Raw genomic sequence first — 16,459 nt, 5'->3', positions numbered from 1 at the left:
CTTGCCCATAAAACCCGTCCTCTCTCAGGTCGGATTATAGCTTAGACACCTGTCCGAAAAATGGGGGCCACCTCTGGTTGTGAGACGCCAGCCGTTGAGGGGCATCACGAACTTCGCGCTCATTAGCCCGCAAAGAATTCTCCGAACAATTGAGCAACAGCCACTGGCTGTTCTTCGGGGATGAAGTGACCGCTGGACGACACTGTGTTGCCGCGTAGATCGTCTACGAACGGTCTAAGCGGGGCGACCATATCAGGGATCGATCCTTGGTCAGCACTGACGGCGAGCACGGGCATGCTGAGTTTTCTATCACGGACCAGCGCACGATTCTGCTCAGCGGATATACTTGCCGCGCGATAGAAAGCGAGGCCTGCACGTAATGCACCGGGAAGACTGAAAATGCGGACATATTCGTCAATATCCGCATCGCTGAAACTTAGCGGGTTGGCAGCCTTACGACGCAAGAACCAGTCGAGGTAAACGCGCTCACGTCCTGTGATCAGAGCCTCAGGAAGGTCAGGTATAGCATGGAACGCGAAATGCCATGTCCGCCACGCTTGGTCGGGTGCGTTTGGCAACATATCGGGCAATGTAACACCGGGTATGCCGGCATCAAGGAGCGCGAGACGGCTGACTTCGTTTGGGTACATCAACGCGTAGGGCAGTCCGACCCAAGCACCGATGTCATGTGCCGCAAGGTTGTAATGGGTCAGACCGACACGTGCGACGAGGCCGTGGACGCGGCGCGCAACCGTTCCAGTGTCATAGCCATCAAGCGGTTTATCGGAATCCCCTTGGCCAGGAAGGTCAATAGCGACGACACGGAACCGGTCTGCCAAGAGAGGCATGACCCTACGCCAAGTAAACCAGCTTTGTGGATAGCCCGAAAGGAGAACGAGTGGTTCAGCGTCTTGCGATCCGCACGTTACATAGTGCAGCCGCAATCCATCAACCGTCTCGAAAGCATGCTTGAACGGGGCAGTGTTGAGGTGTTCGATCATAATTCGTCCTATTCTCAGTCTAATATCTTGAGAGACATGCCTATCAACGCGTCATGGTCCCCCGGATCGTGAAGCTTGCCCACGGCACGAAAACCTTGGAGTAGGCTAAGAAGAAGATCGGCACTGGCCTCGATCGGCAGTTCGGCACGGATTGATCCGTCCTGCAGACCCTCCCGCAGCATGGTGATCAGCGCCGCTCGGTTAGTAGCCAGTGTATCGCTGAGTCTCTCATGAAGGGCACCGTCCAGCGTCGTGGCTTCGATCAGGCTTGCTAGAACGAGACAACCTTGCCGCCCTTCGAAGCCGGAAGCTGCTTCCAAATAGAAGCGGAGGCTCTCGGCAATGCGTTCACGTCCGGTGCTCGCCTTCAGAAGCCGAGCTGCAAGATCTTGCCGTCTTTGCTTCACATAATGCGTGAACGCCGCTTCGAACACGCCCCGCTTGTCAGTGAATGCTTTGTAAAGGCTGCCTGCGGTGAGCCCGGTAGCGGTTTTAAGACGATCGATCGAGGCGCCAGCATATCCATACTCGCGAAATACCGGCACGGTACGTGCGATAACCGTTTCCATATCGAAGGCACGCGGCCGGCCCATAGCCGGGCTGGGGAAAGATGAGACTATATTGTTCATGAAACCAACATAGAGAACGATCATTTCCTAAGTCAACAATCAATTGGGTAACTGTGCGCTTACCGGGATAATCGGTCTGATGTTAGCAGCGATACTGCGCAGGCTAGTTGCTCGGAAAGCCTGCCGTCGCTTCTGTTTCATGAATCCCATGATATCAGATCCCCGCAATAAAACCGGACGGCGTACCGTCGGCAGGATCCACGAACACCACGTCGTCTGGCGCCCGTCGCAGCGTATCAATGGCAAGAAAAACGATTGGATGGCTCAGAATACGGGGCACGGCATGCACCGCCCAACGGGGGAACACTAGAAGATGACCGGGTGCAAACGGGGCCTCCTCCGCCGTTTCCGGGAACGCGGCGGCAATTTCATTGAGATTGAACCTTCCACCCGTCCGGTTCAAGGTCATTAGATGCTCTTCGGCATTCATAACACCAGTTCTCCACTTCCAAGAAGTTTCTGTATGGCAGCAGTATCGGCGACCTGATGCAGCACTATAATCTCGCCTTTTTCTACGGTTCAGAGATGCACGAAGGCGATATTGCCTGACTGTCCAATCGTTTTTCGCACGCGAGAGGCATCTGACACGTTGAGCTCTACAACGCGGTATTCAGAGTTACGGGATTTCGCGTCTACCCGATGTCGAAGGGGACAAACCGTGAAATATTTCCATTACAGCAACTATGATCTGTTGAGAACGCACCTCAATGACTTCATGTTCGCCAATCATTTCGAGCTAAGACTCACGCTTTACGAATACATCTGCAGGATATGGGCTTCAGAGCCAGAAACATTCATCCTCAATTCCCCCATCAAATGAAGGGATTAAATACCCAGCAAGAAACGATCAGGCTGCTTGCTGCAATACCAAGTCAGTGAAACATGTGAGTGCGGATTTGAACCTTTTCTCCAGTATGTCGGTATCTCTAGTAACTCATCAATTGTGATCCCATTTGTGGTCACAGGGGTTATACGGCACGCAAACAGATGACATGCCGTATGATAGCCTTTTTTATTTACCAGACAGGTATAGATGCCCCCTCCCTATCCATTTTGGAAAAGTGCTTGCATTTTCTCATTAAAACTTTCGACGAATTCATATTCTTGCGGGCCTGAAGCCTCGCGAAATTTTTTTGCTTCATCAACGATGATTTCGTTCTTCTCTGTGGCCAAAAGAGCCATAGTATCGGAAATAAATTTCTTTAGAGGGACAGCGGCTTCTGCTTCTTGACTGTTCATCAGTTCGGTCCGCACCCACGGCGGTGCGATCTCGATGACGTCGATGTTCGTGTCCTTAAGCAGAAAACGCTGCGACATTACGTAAGAATGGAGAGCGGCTTTAGATGCAGAATAAACTGCTGTCAGTGCAAGCGGAATAAAGGCCAGTCCGGAAGTATTGTAGATAATGGTTGATTGGGACTGTGCCTTAAGGTGCGGCATGAGAGCAGAAGTCAGTCGAATCGGAGCAGCAAAATTAGTGGTGAAGGTTGAGGTCAGAAGATTGTCATCTATTCGCCCGGCCGCTGTATCTGGCAACATGATTCCGGCATTGTTGATAAGCACGTTCAACGACGGGTAATTTCGTTGAATTTGCTCCGCAGCGTTCTGGATATCAGCCGGAATTTCGAGATCCAGTTCAATGGCCTCCATGCCAGGATTCGCTGCTGTAACCTCATCAAGCCTTAAACGGCGACGCCCGGCAATAATGACCTTGTTGCCATTCTGATGAAATGCTTCGGCAAGGGCACGACCGATGCCGGAACCACCTCCAGTAATCAGTATGGTATTGTCTGTCAGTTTCATGTTGATCTCCATTTTGAGATTTCGAATTTCAGAAAAATGGGAAGGCTTTCTCTTCGTGTAAGGTCATCGAAATATAATTTCAGGCTGCAAAACCCTCGAGTACGATCTTGCCTTTAGCCTGACCGCTCTCGATCAGGGCGTGAGCATCCCGCAGATTGGCCGCAGTGATGAGCCCGAACTCTTTACCGAGCGTCGTGCGAAGACGACCTTCCTCTACAAGACGCGACACGTCGTTCAGGAGTTTCCCCTGAGCGCTGATGTCTGCCGTTCCGAACAGTGAACGCGTAAACATCAGTTCCCAGTGCAGCGAGAGGCTTTTTCGCTTCAGAGGTAGAGCATTAAGTTCAGCCGGATCATCGATCAGGCCGAAATGCCCCTGTGGGGCAAGAAGTGCGACGATCTCTGCCAGGTGTCGATCTGTCTGCGTCGTGGAAAAAACAAAACCGGGAGCGCCCGTAGGAAGGGCAGCAACCTGTGCGGCCAGAGGCTTACTGTGATCGATCACGTAATCTGCCCCAAGAGATGCGACCCAGTCCTGCGTTTCGGGGCGCGAAGCCGTAGCAATGACCGTGATATCAGTCAGAACCTTGGCCAACTGGATCGCCATAGAACTGACCCCACCTGCGCCTCCGATAATTAGAATGGACGGCGTTGTTCCCGGGACAGGGCGCCGAATATCCAGGCGATCGAAAAGCATCTCCCAGGCAGTGATTGCTGTCAGGGGTAAGGCCGCGGCTTCAGCCCAGTTCAGAGAGCGGGGTTTGCGTCCGACAATCCGCTCATCGACCAGATGAAACTCAGCGTTAGTCCCCGGGCGATTGATCGCACCCGCATAAAAGACCTCATCGCCGACAGAAAAATCCATCACGTCTGGTCCGGTGCCAACGACAACACCCGCAGCATCCCAGCCCAGAACGCGCCATTGACTCGCCTCTGGTGTTGCGCTGCGGCGGACTTTTGTATCAACCGGATTGACCGAGACAGCTTTAATCTCCACCAGAAGATCACGCCCCGTGGGAACAGGTTTTGGCAGATCGATGTCCTGAAGGGCTGCCGGATTTTCGATGGGAAGAGGCATCTGATAACCGATGGCCCGCATAATGTCTGCTCCTCTGTTGAATGAGGAGAAGAGTGAGCATTATATTGTTTTCAGACAAGAACGCACTTTTAACGCCCATAGTGTCGGAAATGATACCGTTATGACCCGCATCCGCCATAAATCACTTGATTGCAGCCCCGGCTGCGCTGTTGAAGCAACGCTTCAACTCATCGACGGAAAATGGAAAGGTGTGATCCTCTATCACCTGCTTCAGGGGACCCTGCGCTTCAACGCCATCCGCAAACGTTTGCCCAATATCACCCAGAGAATGTTGACCACCCAGCTTCGCGAGCTGGAGCGGGACGGGTTTGTGTTGCGGACGGTTTACCCGGAAGTTCCGCCAAAGGTGGAATACAGTCTGACCGCACGCGGTCGGACCCTTGAGCCCGTCATTATGACTCTCAAGAGATGGGGCGATGAGCATACGACGTTCGGACGTGTTCCTGAGGTCTGCGCCGACCTGAAGGGCTCGCCAACAGATGGAGGGTTCTAAAAACCTGCTGTTATTGAGGGATCCACTGTGATTCCATTTTTCTGGTTTTGCTTGATCACGCTGGTTCTTCTGTACGACCATGTAATGACCCACCGCTTTCTGCTCAGGTCATGCGGTTAATGTAGCGGCGTAAGCCGCATCCGGGGTCATCATCTTCAATGCCTGATCAGGGCGCTGTTGGTTGTAAAAGGCAATCTGAATTGCCCCGGGTTTTGTGGAGACAGAACGACCCGAGAGGTAAGAAGAATTCATGAGCAACAAATCGAAGCGTTTTCCGCCTGAATTTCGTGAACGTGCGGCTCGCATGGTTCTGGAGGAAGAGAAGAGCCATCCATCACGCTGGTCTGCGGTGATGATGATAGCGCCAAAGCTGGATATTCATCCTGACACGCTGTCAAAATGGACCCGTCTGCATGAGCGGGCCAATGCGCCTGCGGTGAGTGAACTGCCTGATCGGGAAAAGATCAGGCAACTGGAGCGAGAGAACCGCGAATTGCGGCAGGCCAATGAAATCCTGCGTAAGGCTTCTGCGTATTTTGCCCAGGCGGAACTCGACCGCCGGTTCGGGCCATGACGCGCTTCATTGAGGAGCATCGGCAGACATATGGTGTCGGGTCAATCTGCAAGATCCTGCCGATTGCGCCATCTGTCTATTATGCAACCGTTGCCAGGCAGAAAAAACCTTGTGCGCGCAGCCAGAAAGACAAAGAGCTGTTCTTGCCAAACAGGCACCGGACTTCGACGCACGCAACTACGGCTATAGCCGCCTGTCCGAATTGGCCGAGGCATCCGGCCTCTTAGATGTCGAGCGCATCGGCGACCATCCCAAAGTCGTCATGGTGAAACTGAAACTTGCTTCCGCCAATGGGTGACCGGGACGACAGACTGCACATCCGGAACGATTATTTTTACACGCTGCCTCGGTAAGGATGTGTAACGCTCCGGTATTGGCGGTGACGCCAGCTTCCTCATGGTTCTCGTTGAAACGCAGATATTCGCCTTCCCCCAAGAGCCACCTGTCTGCTCGAGGAAACCTGAACAGACAGGCAGCAGTGCCCTCATATTTGACATACTCACCGATGAACAGCTTTCCGCATAACGGACATAAGCAACACGATCTCTTGCAGGCGGGTTAGGCCGATAGCGAGACTTACAGTTTTAGGGTAAAATCGGAGAGATAAACACGCGTTTCCTTGGGGCCGACGCTGTTTGCCTAGGGGGATGATGTGTCAGCAATTTGTGCCATTTGCGGTCAAGGCATAGCGCCCGCCGATGATTCAAAAGAGCATATTCTCCCTAACGCGATCGGGGGGCGCCGAACTGTAAACAATTTCCTGCATGGCGACTGTAATAACCGAGCAGGCCAGACTTGGGACGCAGAACTAGAGAAGCAGTTGCGGCCTCTCGCTCTCCACATCGGTATCAAACGCCAGAACGGGAAAACATCACGTATGAAGGTCACCACCACGGCGAATGAGGACTTTCTGCTGGATGTCGGCGGCCAGTTGGAAATGGTACGGCCAGTAGTTATGCGTACGCTGCTCAGGAATGACGAGCGTATCGACGTAACAGCAGGATCGTTCACTCAGGCTCGAGAGACCTTAAAGGGGCTGAAGCGCAAATATCCCAAGGTGGATATGGAGGCGATATTAGTCGGAGCGGAGAGCCAACGGTCCTATGCGATGGTTGCTATCGACATTGACCTGAGCTTCGGGGGGCCATTGTCGGGCCGATCCCTAGTAAAAAGCGCGTTGGCGCTGGCACACCACGCCGGTCTTCCAATTGAGGCATGCGGCGATGCAATATCGTATCTGCGTAAGACAGACGCGGAACCCTGTTTCAGATTCTATGACGGCGATGATTTGGTCGATGGTCGTCCGCAAGCCATGCCTCTGCATTGCGTCGCTATCGACGCAAACCCGGCCACAGGTTTGATCCTCGGCTACGTGGAATACTTCGGCATTCACCGCATCGTGGTCTGCCTCGGCCGCGACTATGTCTGTAATCGGTTACAGTCAGTTTATGCATTAGATCCTCGCACGGGTGGACAGCTACAGGTCGCGGTCCATATCGACTTGGATGCCGAGGATATCAGGGCGATCTACAACTGCGAACGTGTCAATGAGGAAAAAAGATTGGAGGCTGCTGGCGCAATTCTCGGCTCAATCTCGGGTGCACAACATACCGCTGAGGGCGAACATGTGGTGCGTGAGAGCCTGGACTTCGCTTGGGCCAACTGTGGAGGCGTCCCGGGTCAGCCGCTGACGACAGAGCACTTAGAGAGGTTAAAAGAGTTGTTCGTTAAACGGTCAACGCCGTGGTGGAAGCACGTCACAGGGCTGGACGAAGCGGCGGCTTGTCAATTCGCCTTCGCCTATATCGAGAATGTGCTGGCCACGGCGTAATTCAAGCAGTTTGAAACTAGCCGTCAGCTCAGAAGATCGAAACGTGAGCGTTGCAAAAAAATGATCCAAATGCGGCGTTAATTTGTCATGAACATCGACCGCATTAACGGCCGCTCTTCTAATCTCATCAGGTGATAGCAGACATTCCGCTCCCCCCCCTGATCCGCCTGTCTGCTCAGTGATGCAGGAGCAGACAGGCCGCATTCGCCTACATTCTGGACGCTTGAAACTACAGAGTGCCTTTCCGAAAGCAGACATCGTTAACAAGCCAGAAACTCGCGACATACTGCCCGGACGGTATCGCGAAACCAGCGATGTGCAGGATCAGCATCCATTCTGGGATGCCACATGACGGAGATGGCGATTCCAGATGTTTTTACAGGAAGCTGGAACAGTCTCAGGTTCGCCCCCCTTGCAAGATCATCAGCGAGGTTCGCGAGACATGATCGCGGGACATTTGTGACCAGATCTGATTGTCTGGCGATTTCCAACGCATCTGGAAATCCAGGCACAACGACCGACACGGTACGTTGGTACCCCAGTTGCTCGAGTGCATCATCAACCGGTCCCCTGAATGTCCCGCGTCGTGAGGCCACGACATGACGGCAAGCGGCGTAGCGCGCCACGCTGATATCTCCGTCTACGAAAAGAGAATGGCCGATACGTGCTACGCCGACGAACGTATCCCGGAACAGGAGCCGACTTCGGACCTCTGGTGCAGACGCACCCCGGACGCCGATCTCCAGATCGATCCTTCCTTCTCGTAGTGGCAACGCATCCTTGTCAGGCTTGGGTGCAAACCGCAGGCGAACCCGTGGCGCTTCCTTCATGATGGCAGTGACAAGAGGCGCTGCAGCAACATTCAGAAAGCCTTCATTGGCGCGAAGGGTGAATGTCCTATCCAGCGCTTTCAGATCCAGTTCCCCATGTCGAGGGCGTAGGACGTCCTGCACGTCCTGGGTCAGGACATGAACGCGCTCGCGGATATCTACTGCATAGGGCGTGGGCACGAGATGCCGCCCCGCCCGCACCAGTAACGGATCGCCGGTGGTCGAGCGCAGCCGTGTCAGGGTGCGACTCATGGCGGACGGACTGAGCCCGAGCCGGCGGGCCGCGCCAGTCACGCTGGCCTCGTCGAGCAACACATCGAGCGCTGTCAGGAGGTTGAAATCCACGTTTTCCATGCTCTGAGTCTATCGACAATGACCGGCAACAGATAGCGTCCCATGCAATGATACTTTGATTTTCATGCGTCTAGCGCCTGCTTTGGTTTCGCACCTATTTTCGATGACGTGAAAACAGGCATGTCCGTTGGGATGGCAGTCTGTGGAAAGGAACCATTCTATGAAGTTGATCGGTATCGAAGAGCATTTCCTGACCACCGAAGTGAAGGACGCCTGGTCTGCCATCGGTCTTGAAGCCGCTGATCCAAGCGTTGCGTTCCATGGGGGACCGCTTGGGAAGCGCCTGGCTGATCTTGCCGAAGAGCGGCTGTCACTCATGGACGAAACAGGGCTGGACGTTCAGGTGCTTTCGCTCACCACACCGTCATTGCACGACCTCGGACCAGACAGCGTCGATCTGGCGCGCCGCGTGAACGATGCCGTGGCGGAGGCGGTCGCCCGCCATCCAGACCGCTTTCAGGCGCTGGCGACGCTGCCCGTGGCGAGCCCTGACGAAGCGGCCCTGGAACTTGAACGCTGCGTCAAGACACTTGGCTTCAAGGGCACGATGCTGTGCGGACGCGTGGGCCATCGCAACCTAGACCACGCCGATCTTCTGCCGATCTTTCAGAGCGCTGCAGTATTGAAAGCGCCAATCCTTCTTCACCCTAGAACACCGGAAAAGGGCGTTCGGGATGCCTATTATTCCGGGTTCAGCCCGCAGGTAGACGCCGCGTTTTCCTGTTTCGGCCTCGGCTGGCATTATGACGCCGGCATCCAGTTCCTGCGCCTTGTGCTGGCGGGCCATTTCGACCGTTTTCCGAACCTACAGGTTATTTTGGGCCACTGGGGCGAACTGGTTCTGTTCTACGCCGAGCGTATCGCCAACATGGATCGCGTTTCCGGACTGAAGCAGTCCATGACGACGTATTTCCGGCGCAACCTGTCTGTCACGGCGAGCGGCATCTACCTGCCACATTATCTGGAACAGGCGGCACGGATCGTCGGCTATGACCGGCTGCTGTTCTCCGCCGACTACCCGTATCAATACCGCGCCGGCTACGACGCACGACGTTTTCTCGAAAACTGCGGTTTGGACCAGGCCGCGACGCAGGGCTTCGCGCACGGAAACTGGGAGCGGCTCACAGAAGAGCTAGCGCAGTTGCTCTAAATAATTGACGTGTCTGCCATGGCAGCATTCGCCTACATATAGGACAATCTGAAACACAAACGAATGACCGCATAGCGGACGACACTGGCCAATCTTGCCTGGGTAATTTTCATTTTCTCAGGCGAGTATCCATGCACGACGGGTTCAGTTCGATCCGAACTAACGTTTCCTCTCTGAAGACTTGATGAAACGCGTGGTGAGCAACAGAGCGCCATGGAATAATGCAAGCAATCCAAATGTTTCGGCATAAGCCTCCGATGCGACATGGGATGGAGCGATTGCCGCAAGCCGCCACCCGAGGAACGTGGCGCACGCTGTGATCAATGTCGGTCCCCCAATCCTTTGCATGATGTTCAGCGCAGTCGTTGCCATCGGAATATCTGCGCGTGCGATCGAAGCATATCCCGCGCTCATCGCCGGAATACCGACAGCGCCCCCACCTCCGCCACGCAGCAACAATGCTAAGGCGAGCAGGACGACGTTCAGACCGTTATAAGCGAGCAACACTAAAATCAGTGTGCCGACAAAGGACAAAAGAGCCCCGCAACCGGTCAGATCGCGCGCGTCAAACCGGTCACTCAGACGGCCAATGAGCGGATAGACGCACATCATCCCCAGACCCAGGGGGGCCATGAACAGGCCCGTCCGCTCGGGCGAGACACCGCAGGCATGGATCAGCCATACGGGTAGAAGCATCTGACCAGCGAACGACACCCCGTTCGTCAGAAACATGATGATCGCCGACACCGAAAAAGCAGGCGCACGCAGCAGGCGCAGGTCGATCAGCGCGTCATCGCCCTTGCGTCGCGCGGATCGGACATACAGGACGAACAGTACGAGGGACGCGCCTAAAGTCGCCTGTCCATAAAGCCGGGCGACATGATCCATGCCGTAGAGAAACGAGACGAGAGCGGGTGCGAGAAATCCTAGCCCTGTCAGGTCAAGTGGACGGGGGCGCTCGTCATGCCGATCGTCAGGAAGAAACAGAACGGCAAGGACAAAAGCCGCAAGCCCGACCGGAACATTGAGAAGAAAGATCCATCGCCAGGACGTAATGGAGAGAATGGCACCGGCGACGACGGGTCCAAGAAGCGGCGCGAGCAGAACAGGTGCCGTCATTGCGCTCGCGACCCTCGGCATCTGTCGGCCCGCCACACGAGCTACCGTCATCTGCGCCATAGGAGCGAGCAGTCCGCCCGCCATGCCTTGCAGTAGCCGGAATACGATCAGGGACGGTGCAGACCACGCTAGTGCGCACAGGCCTGATGTCAGCGTGAAGGCACCGAAGCAGCATAAATAGACTGCCCGCCCCCCGAGGCGACTTACAAGCCATCCATTCAGCGGCAACGTCAGGGCGAGTGCCAGCAGATAGCCGCTGACCACCCACTGTATGTGTGAAAACGGCGCGTGCAGGGTCGCGACAAGATCGGGGAGCGACACATTGACGATCGTGGCGTCCAGTTGCGCCATGAAAGATCCGACCGCCGCGACGCTCACGATTTTCCAGGTGCCCGGAGGCAGTTGATCCGAACCCTGGGATGGCAACGATGTTCTGGTGTTCATGAACGATCTCGCCGGGAAGCGTGAGACGCGCAGACATCCACCATGCGCTTACGCGTCCAGTGCGATTGCGTCGCTTGTCGTCACGCGGCCAAGGCGGGGGAAAATCTCCTCGCAGGCAAAGCGCTGCATCTCTTCGGTGAATGTGGACATGACATCCGTGGCGAGCACGACGTTATATCCATGCTCATGAGCCGCCCTGGCGGTAGATTCCACGCCCAGATTGGTCGCGATTCCGCCCAGTACAATGGTCGAGATACCGCGTCGTCTTAACTGAAGATCGAGATCCGTGCCGTAGAAGGCACCCCATTGCCGCTTCGTGACACACAGATCGGTCGGTTCGGCAAGCCCGTCGACCAGTTTAGCCCAGTCTGGTGCGAAGCCGCCAGGCGGTGAAAAGGAGCGATCGACGACCGCATGAACGGCATCCGCGAAATCTGGAGAAAATGCTACATTTACCAGAATGACCGGAGCGCCAGCAGCCCGGAAACGTATTGCGAGTTCTTTCGATCGCTCAACAATCGCCGCACCCGATGTCGGAGCCAGGGGAAGCCCCGTAATGCCCTTCTGGAGATCGATCAGAACGAGGGCCGTCCTGGTGGCGGGGAGTGAAATCATGGCAAGACCTTCCCTGTTGACGTTCGACCGCCATCCCGAACCGTTGTCCGGAACACGCGGAAACGTTATTAAGTTGAGTAGACACTCAAGCAGGAGCATTATTTGAGGATGGACTCAAATTCGTCAAGAGGTGAACGGACGTCCCTTCAGCCGATGCGCGCGGCTGGGCGTCAGCGCGTCGAGGAGTTACTGGAGGCCGCGTCCGACCTCATGGCGGAACGAGGGTACGAAGCGACGACCATGGCGGAGATCGCCGCGCGCGCCGGAGCAAAAATCGGCTCGCTCTATCGCTTCTTTCCGAACAAGGAGGCTGTGGCGGACGCTTTGGTGCAGCGGCATATCGCCGTTCTGGAAGACGAATACGCGGCACTCGCCAAACGTGCCGCCACACTATCCCCGGACGCTCTGGCAGACGTTCTGATCGAACTGCTTGTCACGCTTCATCCTCGCGTGAAATCCCTGTCTGCGCTGATGGAGGCACGGACTGACAAGATGGAGATCCGTGATCGTGCACGAGGACATGCCATAGCCGGAATTGCGGCAGCGTTGCGTGTCTGTGCGCCAGGGTTGGATGAAGCACTGGCGAGAGATATTGCTGCGGTCGTTCTAAACATTATGAAAGTGCTGCGCAGCATGCTGGCGAAGGACGCCCCTACGACGCCAGGCGCGCCTGACGAATTGCGGCGAATGCACCGTCTCTATCTAACGGACCGGCTGCAGCCGTTTCGGCGTACTCCAGATGGCATAACGGACGCAGAGCTATAATTTCGCAGATTGGTGCAGCCCGGGTTTCAAACGCCAATTTCATCGCATCCCAAGTGAGGAGGCTAAATGAATGCGAGAAAATCGGGGAGAACTAACACAGTTTTGACGCGAAAATCTCGTGCCCGGCAATGGCCGATTGCTTAGCAGGTAGGCGGCAGTCGCCTACCTCTACGACATAGAAGTGGTGGTGGCGGCTGCCCGAAAGCCGACGTTTCTAGCTGAACCTCGATGACCGCGTCGGGACAATGCCGCCCTTCCGGCACCGTTGTCAGACCTCTGCGGCGTCGGCAGCGTAATGGTCCATGTCGTGCCCCTCGCTGACTTGCGCGTAGTCGCCCATGACCACGACGATCATGGGCGACTACGCGGAATCCTCTCAACAAAAAGAATAGCATCTGCGGGTCCGATAGGCGGCTGTTCCGTATGAGTTGGTTGAACGCGCGTTATCGACTGGATGACGCGCTTGGAACTCACAGCCCGAGGTCGCTCAGCGAAGGATGATCGTCCGGGCGACGACCGAGAGGCCAATGGAACAGGCGCTCCGACTCCTTAATCGGCATTTCGTTGATGCTGGCGTGGCGGTTCGACATCAGCCCGTCTTCGGCGAAATGCCAATTCTCGTTGCAATAGGCGCGGAACCACTGCCCGCCATCATCGCGATATTCATAGGCATAGCGGACGGCGATCCGGTTGCCGGTGAAAGCCCACAATTCCTTGATGAGCCGATATTCATGTTCTCTGTTCCACTTGCGCTCCAAGAAGCCTTGAGCCTGTTCCCGATTGGTCGCGAATTCGACCCGATTACGCCAGCGTGTATCGAGCGTGTAAGCGAGGGCGACCTTGGCGGCGTCGCAGCTGTTCCAGCCATCTTCGGCGAGGCGAACCTTTTCGACCGCGGTTTCGTGAGTGAAGGGGGGCAGCGGAGGACGAAACATTTTATTTGCTTTCGTGATGAGTGATGTTGGTAAGGGCCAGCCCTACAAAACCACAGCGGGGCCTGCTGGTCCGTTAGAAGGGCTTGGTCGGGAGATATTTGCCATCGAGTGTAATGACGCACCGATGCCCACCTTCGGGGTCTTCCTGCTTCTCAAACTTGAGCTTAAAGTTAATGGCGCTGATGATGCCGTCACCGAAATCCTCGTGGACGAGCGATTTCAAGGTTGTGGCATAGACCTGAATCATTTCGTAGAAGCGATATATTGTCGGGTCGGTGGGCACCCCATGTGGGAAACTACCCCGGATGGGGATTGCCTGTAGAAGCCCGACTTCGCTGGCAGCGAGGCCCAACGTCTCACCGACAGCCTCAGCCGCGCTCGCCGGGAGCGGGTGCTGCCCGAGCAGCGCGGCGGTAACGAACTCCCTCGAAAGTCCGCTGTTTGCAGCGATAGCTGCCCAACTAAGCTGCCTTTCGGCTTTCGCCTGAATGACGGTTTCGGTCAGCGTCTTACGGGCCGTCTGGGTCACTTGTATTTGGGCCATTAGTCTACCCTTCATTGGGGCGGTATAAAATCGCTCAGGATCGATGGGAGCAGGAAGCGAAGGGGATGTCAGTCGCGTGGGCCTCGGGAACAACCCAGCTATCGGAGCAGGTAATGAACAGCGTATCTGGTCCGTGCTTCGCTGCCAGCCCTTGGAAAAGCGGGATACGGCCGGGATATTCTCCCTCCCTGAATTTTTTGAATTCTTCGATTAGCCTTTGCACCCTGTCGATCTCCGTAGTCGATGAGGGGAGTATCGACTTCTCGATTATAACTGTCCAAGACGGATAACAGATAGTTTCCATAAGCAGGCGTTATACGGATGCTCCTTCGTCATCTTCGCTACCTCTCCGCCGTGGTCGAGCACGCTAGTTTCACACGTGCCGCCCAGTCGCTGCACGTTTCTCAGCCGGCGCTATCGCAGCAGATTCGTCAGCTGGAGGAACAGCTGGGCGTGCAACTTCTAGACCGTTCGGGGAAAGCTGTTCGCGCAACGGATGCAGGCGCAACTTATTTGAGCCATGTGCATCGCGCCTTTCGCGAATTAGATGCTGCGGGTCGTGCCGCCCGTGACGTGAGCGACCTAAGCTCCGGTGTACTTCGGCTCGGATTCACTCCCAGTTTCGGCGGCTATCTGATTGCACCACTCGCGCGCCGCTTCCGAGAGAAATATCCGGGGATCAGCCTCGAATTGAAGGCAATGTCACAGGACGAAATTGAAACCAACCTTGCTGATGACAATCTCGATTGTGCCATCGCGTTTGGGACACCCAGCGTTACCGGCATCGTTGCGCATCCACTCCACTCCGAGCGACTATCGTTAATCGGCCGATATGATCATCCGGTGATGAACAATGAGGCTATCGACATTGAATGTATCGAGCGGGAGGAGATGGTTCTGCTGGGTAAATCTTTCGCCACTCGCCACACTATCGACAGGCATTTCAAGCGGCATGGGATCAGGCCGAACATTGTCATTGAGACGAGCTCGATGACGACCATGATCGAACTTGTAAAATCGAGTTCGCTGGTGGCGCTCCTCCCCGAGGCGGTCGTCCATGAACGGGACGATTTGCAATCCCGGCCATTATTTCCTGCGATAGATGAGCGACGGGTGGTCTTGCTACAACGAGATGGGGCCTATCGCTCCGCAGCCGCGGGTGCGTTCATAGCGACGCTCGATCTCTTTGCTCAGGATCTGAACGCAGCGTCGATAAGATAGCTCACTCGCGCGCCAGAAGGCTGTTTTCGGTTACCGCTTTCCGATAGCAGACGTTCCGCTTACCCCCCATATCGGTCGTCTGAATGAGTATATCGGGACCTGTGTTTTCTCAACGAACGGCAGAAAGCAGCTCACTCACTAACGACGGTCGCTTATCCAACATCGCCAGCAAAACTTGAGCCGGTCCGGTTGGCTGACGACGGCCATGCTCCCAGTTCAGAAGGGTCCCCTTGGCGACCCCGATGCTTCTGGCAAACTGGGCCTGAGAGAGTCCGGTCCGGGTTCTGATGGCCGCCACGTCAACCGACGGAACACGCACCTGGTGGGTCACACAGTCGTCGGCCGGAGCGTCCGAATAGGCAAGAGCCTCATTTAGCCCCTGCAGAATGCTGTCATAAGCGCTCATGATGGTTCTCCGTATTTCGCAACAAGCGTCTTGCTCAACTCTACCAGGGCGGCCTGTTCAGATCGTGTCAGATTGTCTTTCTCGTTTTTGGCAAAAACAGTCAGGAGAAACAGAGGCATCTGTCTTCCACCAAAAACGTAGAGAGTTCTGTACCCTCCCCTCTTCCCACCATTCTCGCGGGAAAAACGGACCTTTCGCAGACCGCCGCCTAAAGAAAGGCCAGCATCTGGCATTGCAGCGAGCATGTTAATCAGAGCCATACGATCGTCGTCTGACATCAGGGCTTTTGCCCGCTTTATGAATTCAGGCAGTTCGACAACGGTCTGCAGCTTTGACATTCACAATGGAATATATGCTAATAGCATATACGTCAACGGCGTATAGTTCAGAGAGGCGAGCGGTATGGCGGGTATCCAGACAAAGAGCACCCCAGAAACTGCATGAAATCTCCAAAACCGGCAGTTTCCCGCCATAAAATCTATGTCCGTTTTTTCTTATTATCGGACATAGGGTAGAATGCATAAAATCTTCCCCAAAAGCTCTTCCGATGTGCTGGCCTGGAGCCATCGTCAGTAGACAATGACGCTTCTTGGCAAGTTGGTTCCATTGCCTCTGCCATGCCGTGTGTAAGGAATTACACCTCCGC

At 55.3% G+C, this 16,459-nt stretch carries 19 protein-coding genes, 1 pseudogene and 1 other annotated feature; of the genes and pseudogenes, 7 read left to right on the top strand and 13 right to left on the bottom strand.

The annotated features are described in order from the left end of the window. Positions 1–122 precede the first annotated feature (122 nt). From JK202_RS13915 to JK202_RS13895, 5 genes are all read right to left on the bottom strand, one after another. Positions 123–1,001 carry an alpha/beta fold hydrolase gene (locus JK202_RS13915; RefSeq protein ID WP_015075016.1) on the bottom strand — a complete coding sequence of 293 codons (879 nt, stop codon included), beginning with the start codon at positions 999–1,001 and terminating at the stop codon, positions 123–125. A gap of 14 nt (positions 1,002–1,015) precedes the next feature. Then, positions 1,016–1,654: a TetR/AcrR family transcriptional regulator gene (locus JK202_RS13910; protein WP_015075017.1), complete on the bottom strand. Its 639-nt coding sequence runs from the start codon at positions 1,652–1,654 to the stop codon at positions 1,016–1,018. 130 nt (positions 1,655–1,784) lie between these two features. Then, positions 1,785–2,060: a hypothetical protein gene (locus tag JK202_RS13905; RefSeq protein WP_015075018.1), complete on the bottom strand. Its 276-nt coding sequence runs from the start codon at positions 2,058–2,060 to the stop codon at positions 1,785–1,787. A 614-nt stretch (positions 2,061–2,674) separates the two neighbouring features. Then, positions 2,675–3,433 carry an SDR family oxidoreductase gene (locus tag JK202_RS13900; RefSeq protein WP_029495883.1) on the bottom strand — a complete coding sequence of 253 codons (759 nt, stop codon included), beginning with the start codon at positions 3,431–3,433 and terminating at the stop codon, positions 2,675–2,677. 79 nt (positions 3,434–3,512) lie between these two features. Further along, a complete protein-coding gene (locus JK202_RS13895) occupies positions 3,513–4,532 on the bottom strand; it encodes a zinc-binding alcohol dehydrogenase family protein (protein ID WP_015075021.1) in 1,020 nt (339 codons plus the stop codon). A 100-nt stretch (positions 4,533–4,632) separates the two neighbouring features. Here JK202_RS13895 and JK202_RS13890 point away from each other — a divergent pair, with 100 nt between their 5' ends. The 4 genes from JK202_RS13890 to JK202_RS13875 all read left to right on the top strand — a co-directional run bounded on the left by JK202_RS13890 (position 4,633) and on the right by JK202_RS13875 (position 7,430). Next, the gene (locus tag JK202_RS13890) at positions 4,633–5,025 is read left to right on the top strand and encodes a helix-turn-helix domain-containing protein (RefSeq protein ID WP_198945979.1); all 393 of its coding nucleotides are present in this window, start codon (positions 4,633–4,635) and stop codon (positions 5,023–5,025) included. A gap of 250 nt (positions 5,026–5,275) precedes the next feature. Continuing rightward, complete coding sequence (locus JK202_RS13885; protein WP_016738505.1) at positions 5,276–5,599, top strand: transposase; 324 nt, start codon at positions 5,276–5,278, stop codon at positions 5,597–5,599. Then, positions 5,554–5,670: a sequence feature (AL1L pseudoknot), on the top strand. (Overlaps the previous gene by 46 nt.) A 38-nt stretch (positions 5,671–5,708) precedes the next feature. After that, a complete protein-coding gene (locus tag JK202_RS13880) occupies positions 5,709–5,897 on the top strand; it encodes an OST-HTH/LOTUS domain-containing protein (protein ID WP_015075026.1) in 189 nt (62 codons plus the stop codon). Between the two features lie 354 nt (positions 5,898–6,251). Further along, positions 6,252–7,430, top strand: a complete 1,179-nt coding sequence (locus tag JK202_RS13875; protein WP_211510629.1) for an HNH endonuclease — start codon at positions 6,252–6,254, stop codon at positions 7,428–7,430. 260 nt (positions 7,431–7,690) lie between these two features. Here JK202_RS13875 and JK202_RS13870 read toward each other — a convergent pair whose 3' ends face one another. Then, on the bottom strand, positions 7,691–8,614 hold the full coding sequence (locus JK202_RS13870) for a LysR substrate-binding domain-containing protein (RefSeq protein WP_015075028.1): 924 nt from the start codon (positions 8,612–8,614) through the stop codon (positions 7,691–7,693). 160 nt (positions 8,615–8,774) lie between these two features. Here JK202_RS13870 and JK202_RS13865 point away from each other — a divergent pair, with 160 nt between their 5' ends. Next, on the top strand, positions 8,775–9,764 hold the full coding sequence (locus JK202_RS13865) for an amidohydrolase family protein (RefSeq protein ID WP_015075029.1): 990 nt from the start codon (positions 8,775–8,777) through the stop codon (positions 9,762–9,764). 159 nt (positions 9,765–9,923) lie between these two features. On the opposite strand, the gene JK202_RS13860 is transcribed toward JK202_RS13865, so the two are convergent. Both JK202_RS13860 and JK202_RS13855 read right to left on the bottom strand, forming a co-directional pair. Then, positions 9,924–11,327: a DHA2 family efflux MFS transporter permease subunit gene (locus tag JK202_RS13860; RefSeq protein WP_015075030.1), complete on the bottom strand. Its 1,404-nt coding sequence runs from the start codon at positions 11,325–11,327 to the stop codon at positions 9,924–9,926. A gap of 48 nt (positions 11,328–11,375) precedes the next feature. Further along, positions 11,376–11,942, bottom strand: coding sequence for a hydrolase (locus JK202_RS13855; protein ID WP_211561941.1), 567 nt, complete (start codon positions 11,940–11,942; stop codon positions 11,376–11,378). A 108-nt stretch (positions 11,943–12,050) separates the two neighbouring features. Between JK202_RS13855 and JK202_RS13850 the strand changes: the two genes are divergently transcribed. Then, on the top strand, positions 12,051–12,707 hold the full coding sequence (locus JK202_RS13850; protein WP_016738502.1) for a TetR/AcrR family transcriptional regulator: 657 nt from the start codon (positions 12,051–12,053) through the stop codon (positions 12,705–12,707). Between the two features lie 271 nt (positions 12,708–12,978). On the opposite strand, the pseudogene JK202_RS16290 reads toward JK202_RS13850, so the two are convergent. The 3 genes and pseudogenes from JK202_RS16290 to cynS form a co-directional block, all read right to left on the bottom strand. Next, positions 12,979–13,111 (bottom strand): annotated as a pseudogene (locus JK202_RS16290) (alpha/beta fold hydrolase); the annotation flags it as partial. Between the two features lie 66 nt (positions 13,112–13,177). Then, the gene (locus JK202_RS13845; RefSeq protein ID WP_015075033.1) at positions 13,178–13,642 is read right to left on the bottom strand and encodes a DUF1348 family protein; all 465 of its coding nucleotides are present in this window, start codon (positions 13,640–13,642) and stop codon (positions 13,178–13,180) included. A 73-nt stretch (positions 13,643–13,715) separates the two neighbouring features. Continuing rightward, positions 13,716–14,186: a cyanase gene (cynS, locus tag JK202_RS13840; RefSeq protein ID WP_016738501.1), complete on the bottom strand. Its 471-nt coding sequence runs from the start codon at positions 14,184–14,186 to the stop codon at positions 13,716–13,718. Positions 14,187–14,507: 321 nt separating this feature from the next. Here cynS and cynR point away from each other — a divergent pair, with 321 nt between their 5' ends. Then, positions 14,508–15,407 carry a transcriptional regulator CynR gene (gene cynR / locus JK202_RS13835; RefSeq protein WP_015075036.1) on the top strand — a complete coding sequence of 300 codons (900 nt, stop codon included), beginning with the start codon at positions 14,508–14,510 and terminating at the stop codon, positions 15,405–15,407. Positions 15,408–15,516: 109 nt separating this feature from the next. Here the strand turns inward: cynR and JK202_RS13830 are convergent, their stop codons facing one another. Together JK202_RS13830 and JK202_RS13825 are read right to left on the bottom strand one after the other, a co-directional pair. Further along, entirely contained in the window at positions 15,517–15,813 is a 297-nt protein-coding gene (locus JK202_RS13830) for a DNA-binding transcriptional regulator (protein ID WP_015075037.1), read from the bottom strand. After that, positions 15,810–16,151 carry a type II toxin-antitoxin system RelE/ParE family toxin gene (locus tag JK202_RS13825; protein ID WP_015075038.1) on the bottom strand — a complete coding sequence of 114 codons (342 nt, stop codon included), beginning with the start codon at positions 16,149–16,151 and terminating at the stop codon, positions 15,810–15,812. Before JK202_RS13825 ends, JK202_RS13830 begins: the two co-directional genes overlap by 4 nt. Between the last annotated feature and the right edge of the window lie 308 nt (positions 16,152–16,459).

The organism is Gluconobacter sp. Dm-62, assembly GCF_018256155.1.
Lineage (GTDB): Bacteria > Pseudomonadota > Alphaproteobacteria > Acetobacterales > Acetobacteraceae > Gluconobacter.
This window is presented reverse-complemented; position numbering and strand designations above follow the sequence as displayed.

Excerpts from the sequence above, each read along its gene's own strand:
- JK202_RS13915 (WP_015075016.1), bottom strand. The coding sequence starts at position 1,001 with ATGATCGAACACCTCAACACTGCCCCGTTCAAGCATGCTTTCGAGACG.
- JK202_RS13910 (WP_015075017.1), bottom strand. The coding sequence starts at position 1,654 with ATGATCGTTCTCTATGTTGGTTTCATGAACAATATAGTCTCATCTTTC.
- JK202_RS13905 (WP_015075018.1), bottom strand. The coding sequence starts at position 2,060 with ATGAATGCCGAAGAGCATCTAATGACCTTGAACCGGACGGGTGGAAGG.
- JK202_RS13900 (WP_029495883.1), bottom strand. The coding sequence starts at position 3,433 with ATGAAACTGACAGACAATACCATACTGATTACTGGAGGTGGTTCCGGC.
- JK202_RS13895 (WP_015075021.1), bottom strand. The coding sequence starts at position 4,532 with ATGCGGGCCATCGGTTATCAGATGCCTCTTCCCATCGAAAATCCGGCA.
- JK202_RS13890 (WP_198945979.1), top strand. The coding sequence starts at position 4,633 with ATGACCCGCATCCGCCATAAATCACTTGATTGCAGCCCCGGCTGCGCT.
- JK202_RS13885 (WP_016738505.1), top strand. The coding sequence starts at position 5,276 with ATGAGCAACAAATCGAAGCGTTTTCCGCCTGAATTTCGTGAACGTGCG.
- JK202_RS13870 (WP_015075028.1), bottom strand. The coding sequence starts at position 8,614 with ATGGAAAACGTGGATTTCAACCTCCTGACAGCGCTCGATGTGTTGCTC.
- JK202_RS13865 (WP_015075029.1), top strand. The coding sequence starts at position 8,775 with ATGAAGTTGATCGGTATCGAAGAGCATTTCCTGACCACCGAAGTGAAG.
- JK202_RS13860 (WP_015075030.1), bottom strand. The coding sequence starts at position 11,327 with ATGAACACCAGAACATCGTTGCCATCCCAGGGTTCGGATCAACTGCCT.
- JK202_RS13855 (WP_211561941.1), bottom strand. The coding sequence starts at position 11,942 with ATGATTTCACTCCCCGCCACCAGGACGGCCCTCGTTCTGATCGATCTC.
- JK202_RS13850 (WP_016738502.1), top strand. The coding sequence starts at position 12,051 with ATGGACTCAAATTCGTCAAGAGGTGAACGGACGTCCCTTCAGCCGATG.
- JK202_RS13845 (WP_015075033.1), bottom strand. The coding sequence starts at position 13,642 with ATGTTTCGTCCTCCGCTGCCCCCCTTCACTCACGAAACCGCGGTCGAA.
- cynS (WP_016738501.1), bottom strand. The coding sequence starts at position 14,186 with ATGGCCCAAATACAAGTGACCCAGACGGCCCGTAAGACGCTGACCGAA.
- cynR (WP_015075036.1), top strand. The coding sequence starts at position 14,508 with ATGCTCCTTCGTCATCTTCGCTACCTCTCCGCCGTGGTCGAGCACGCT.
- JK202_RS13830 (WP_015075037.1), bottom strand. The coding sequence starts at position 15,813 with ATGAGCGCTTATGACAGCATTCTGCAGGGGCTAAATGAGGCTCTTGCC.
- JK202_RS13825 (WP_015075038.1), bottom strand. The coding sequence starts at position 16,151 with ATGTCAAAGCTGCAGACCGTTGTCGAACTGCCTGAATTCATAAAGCGG.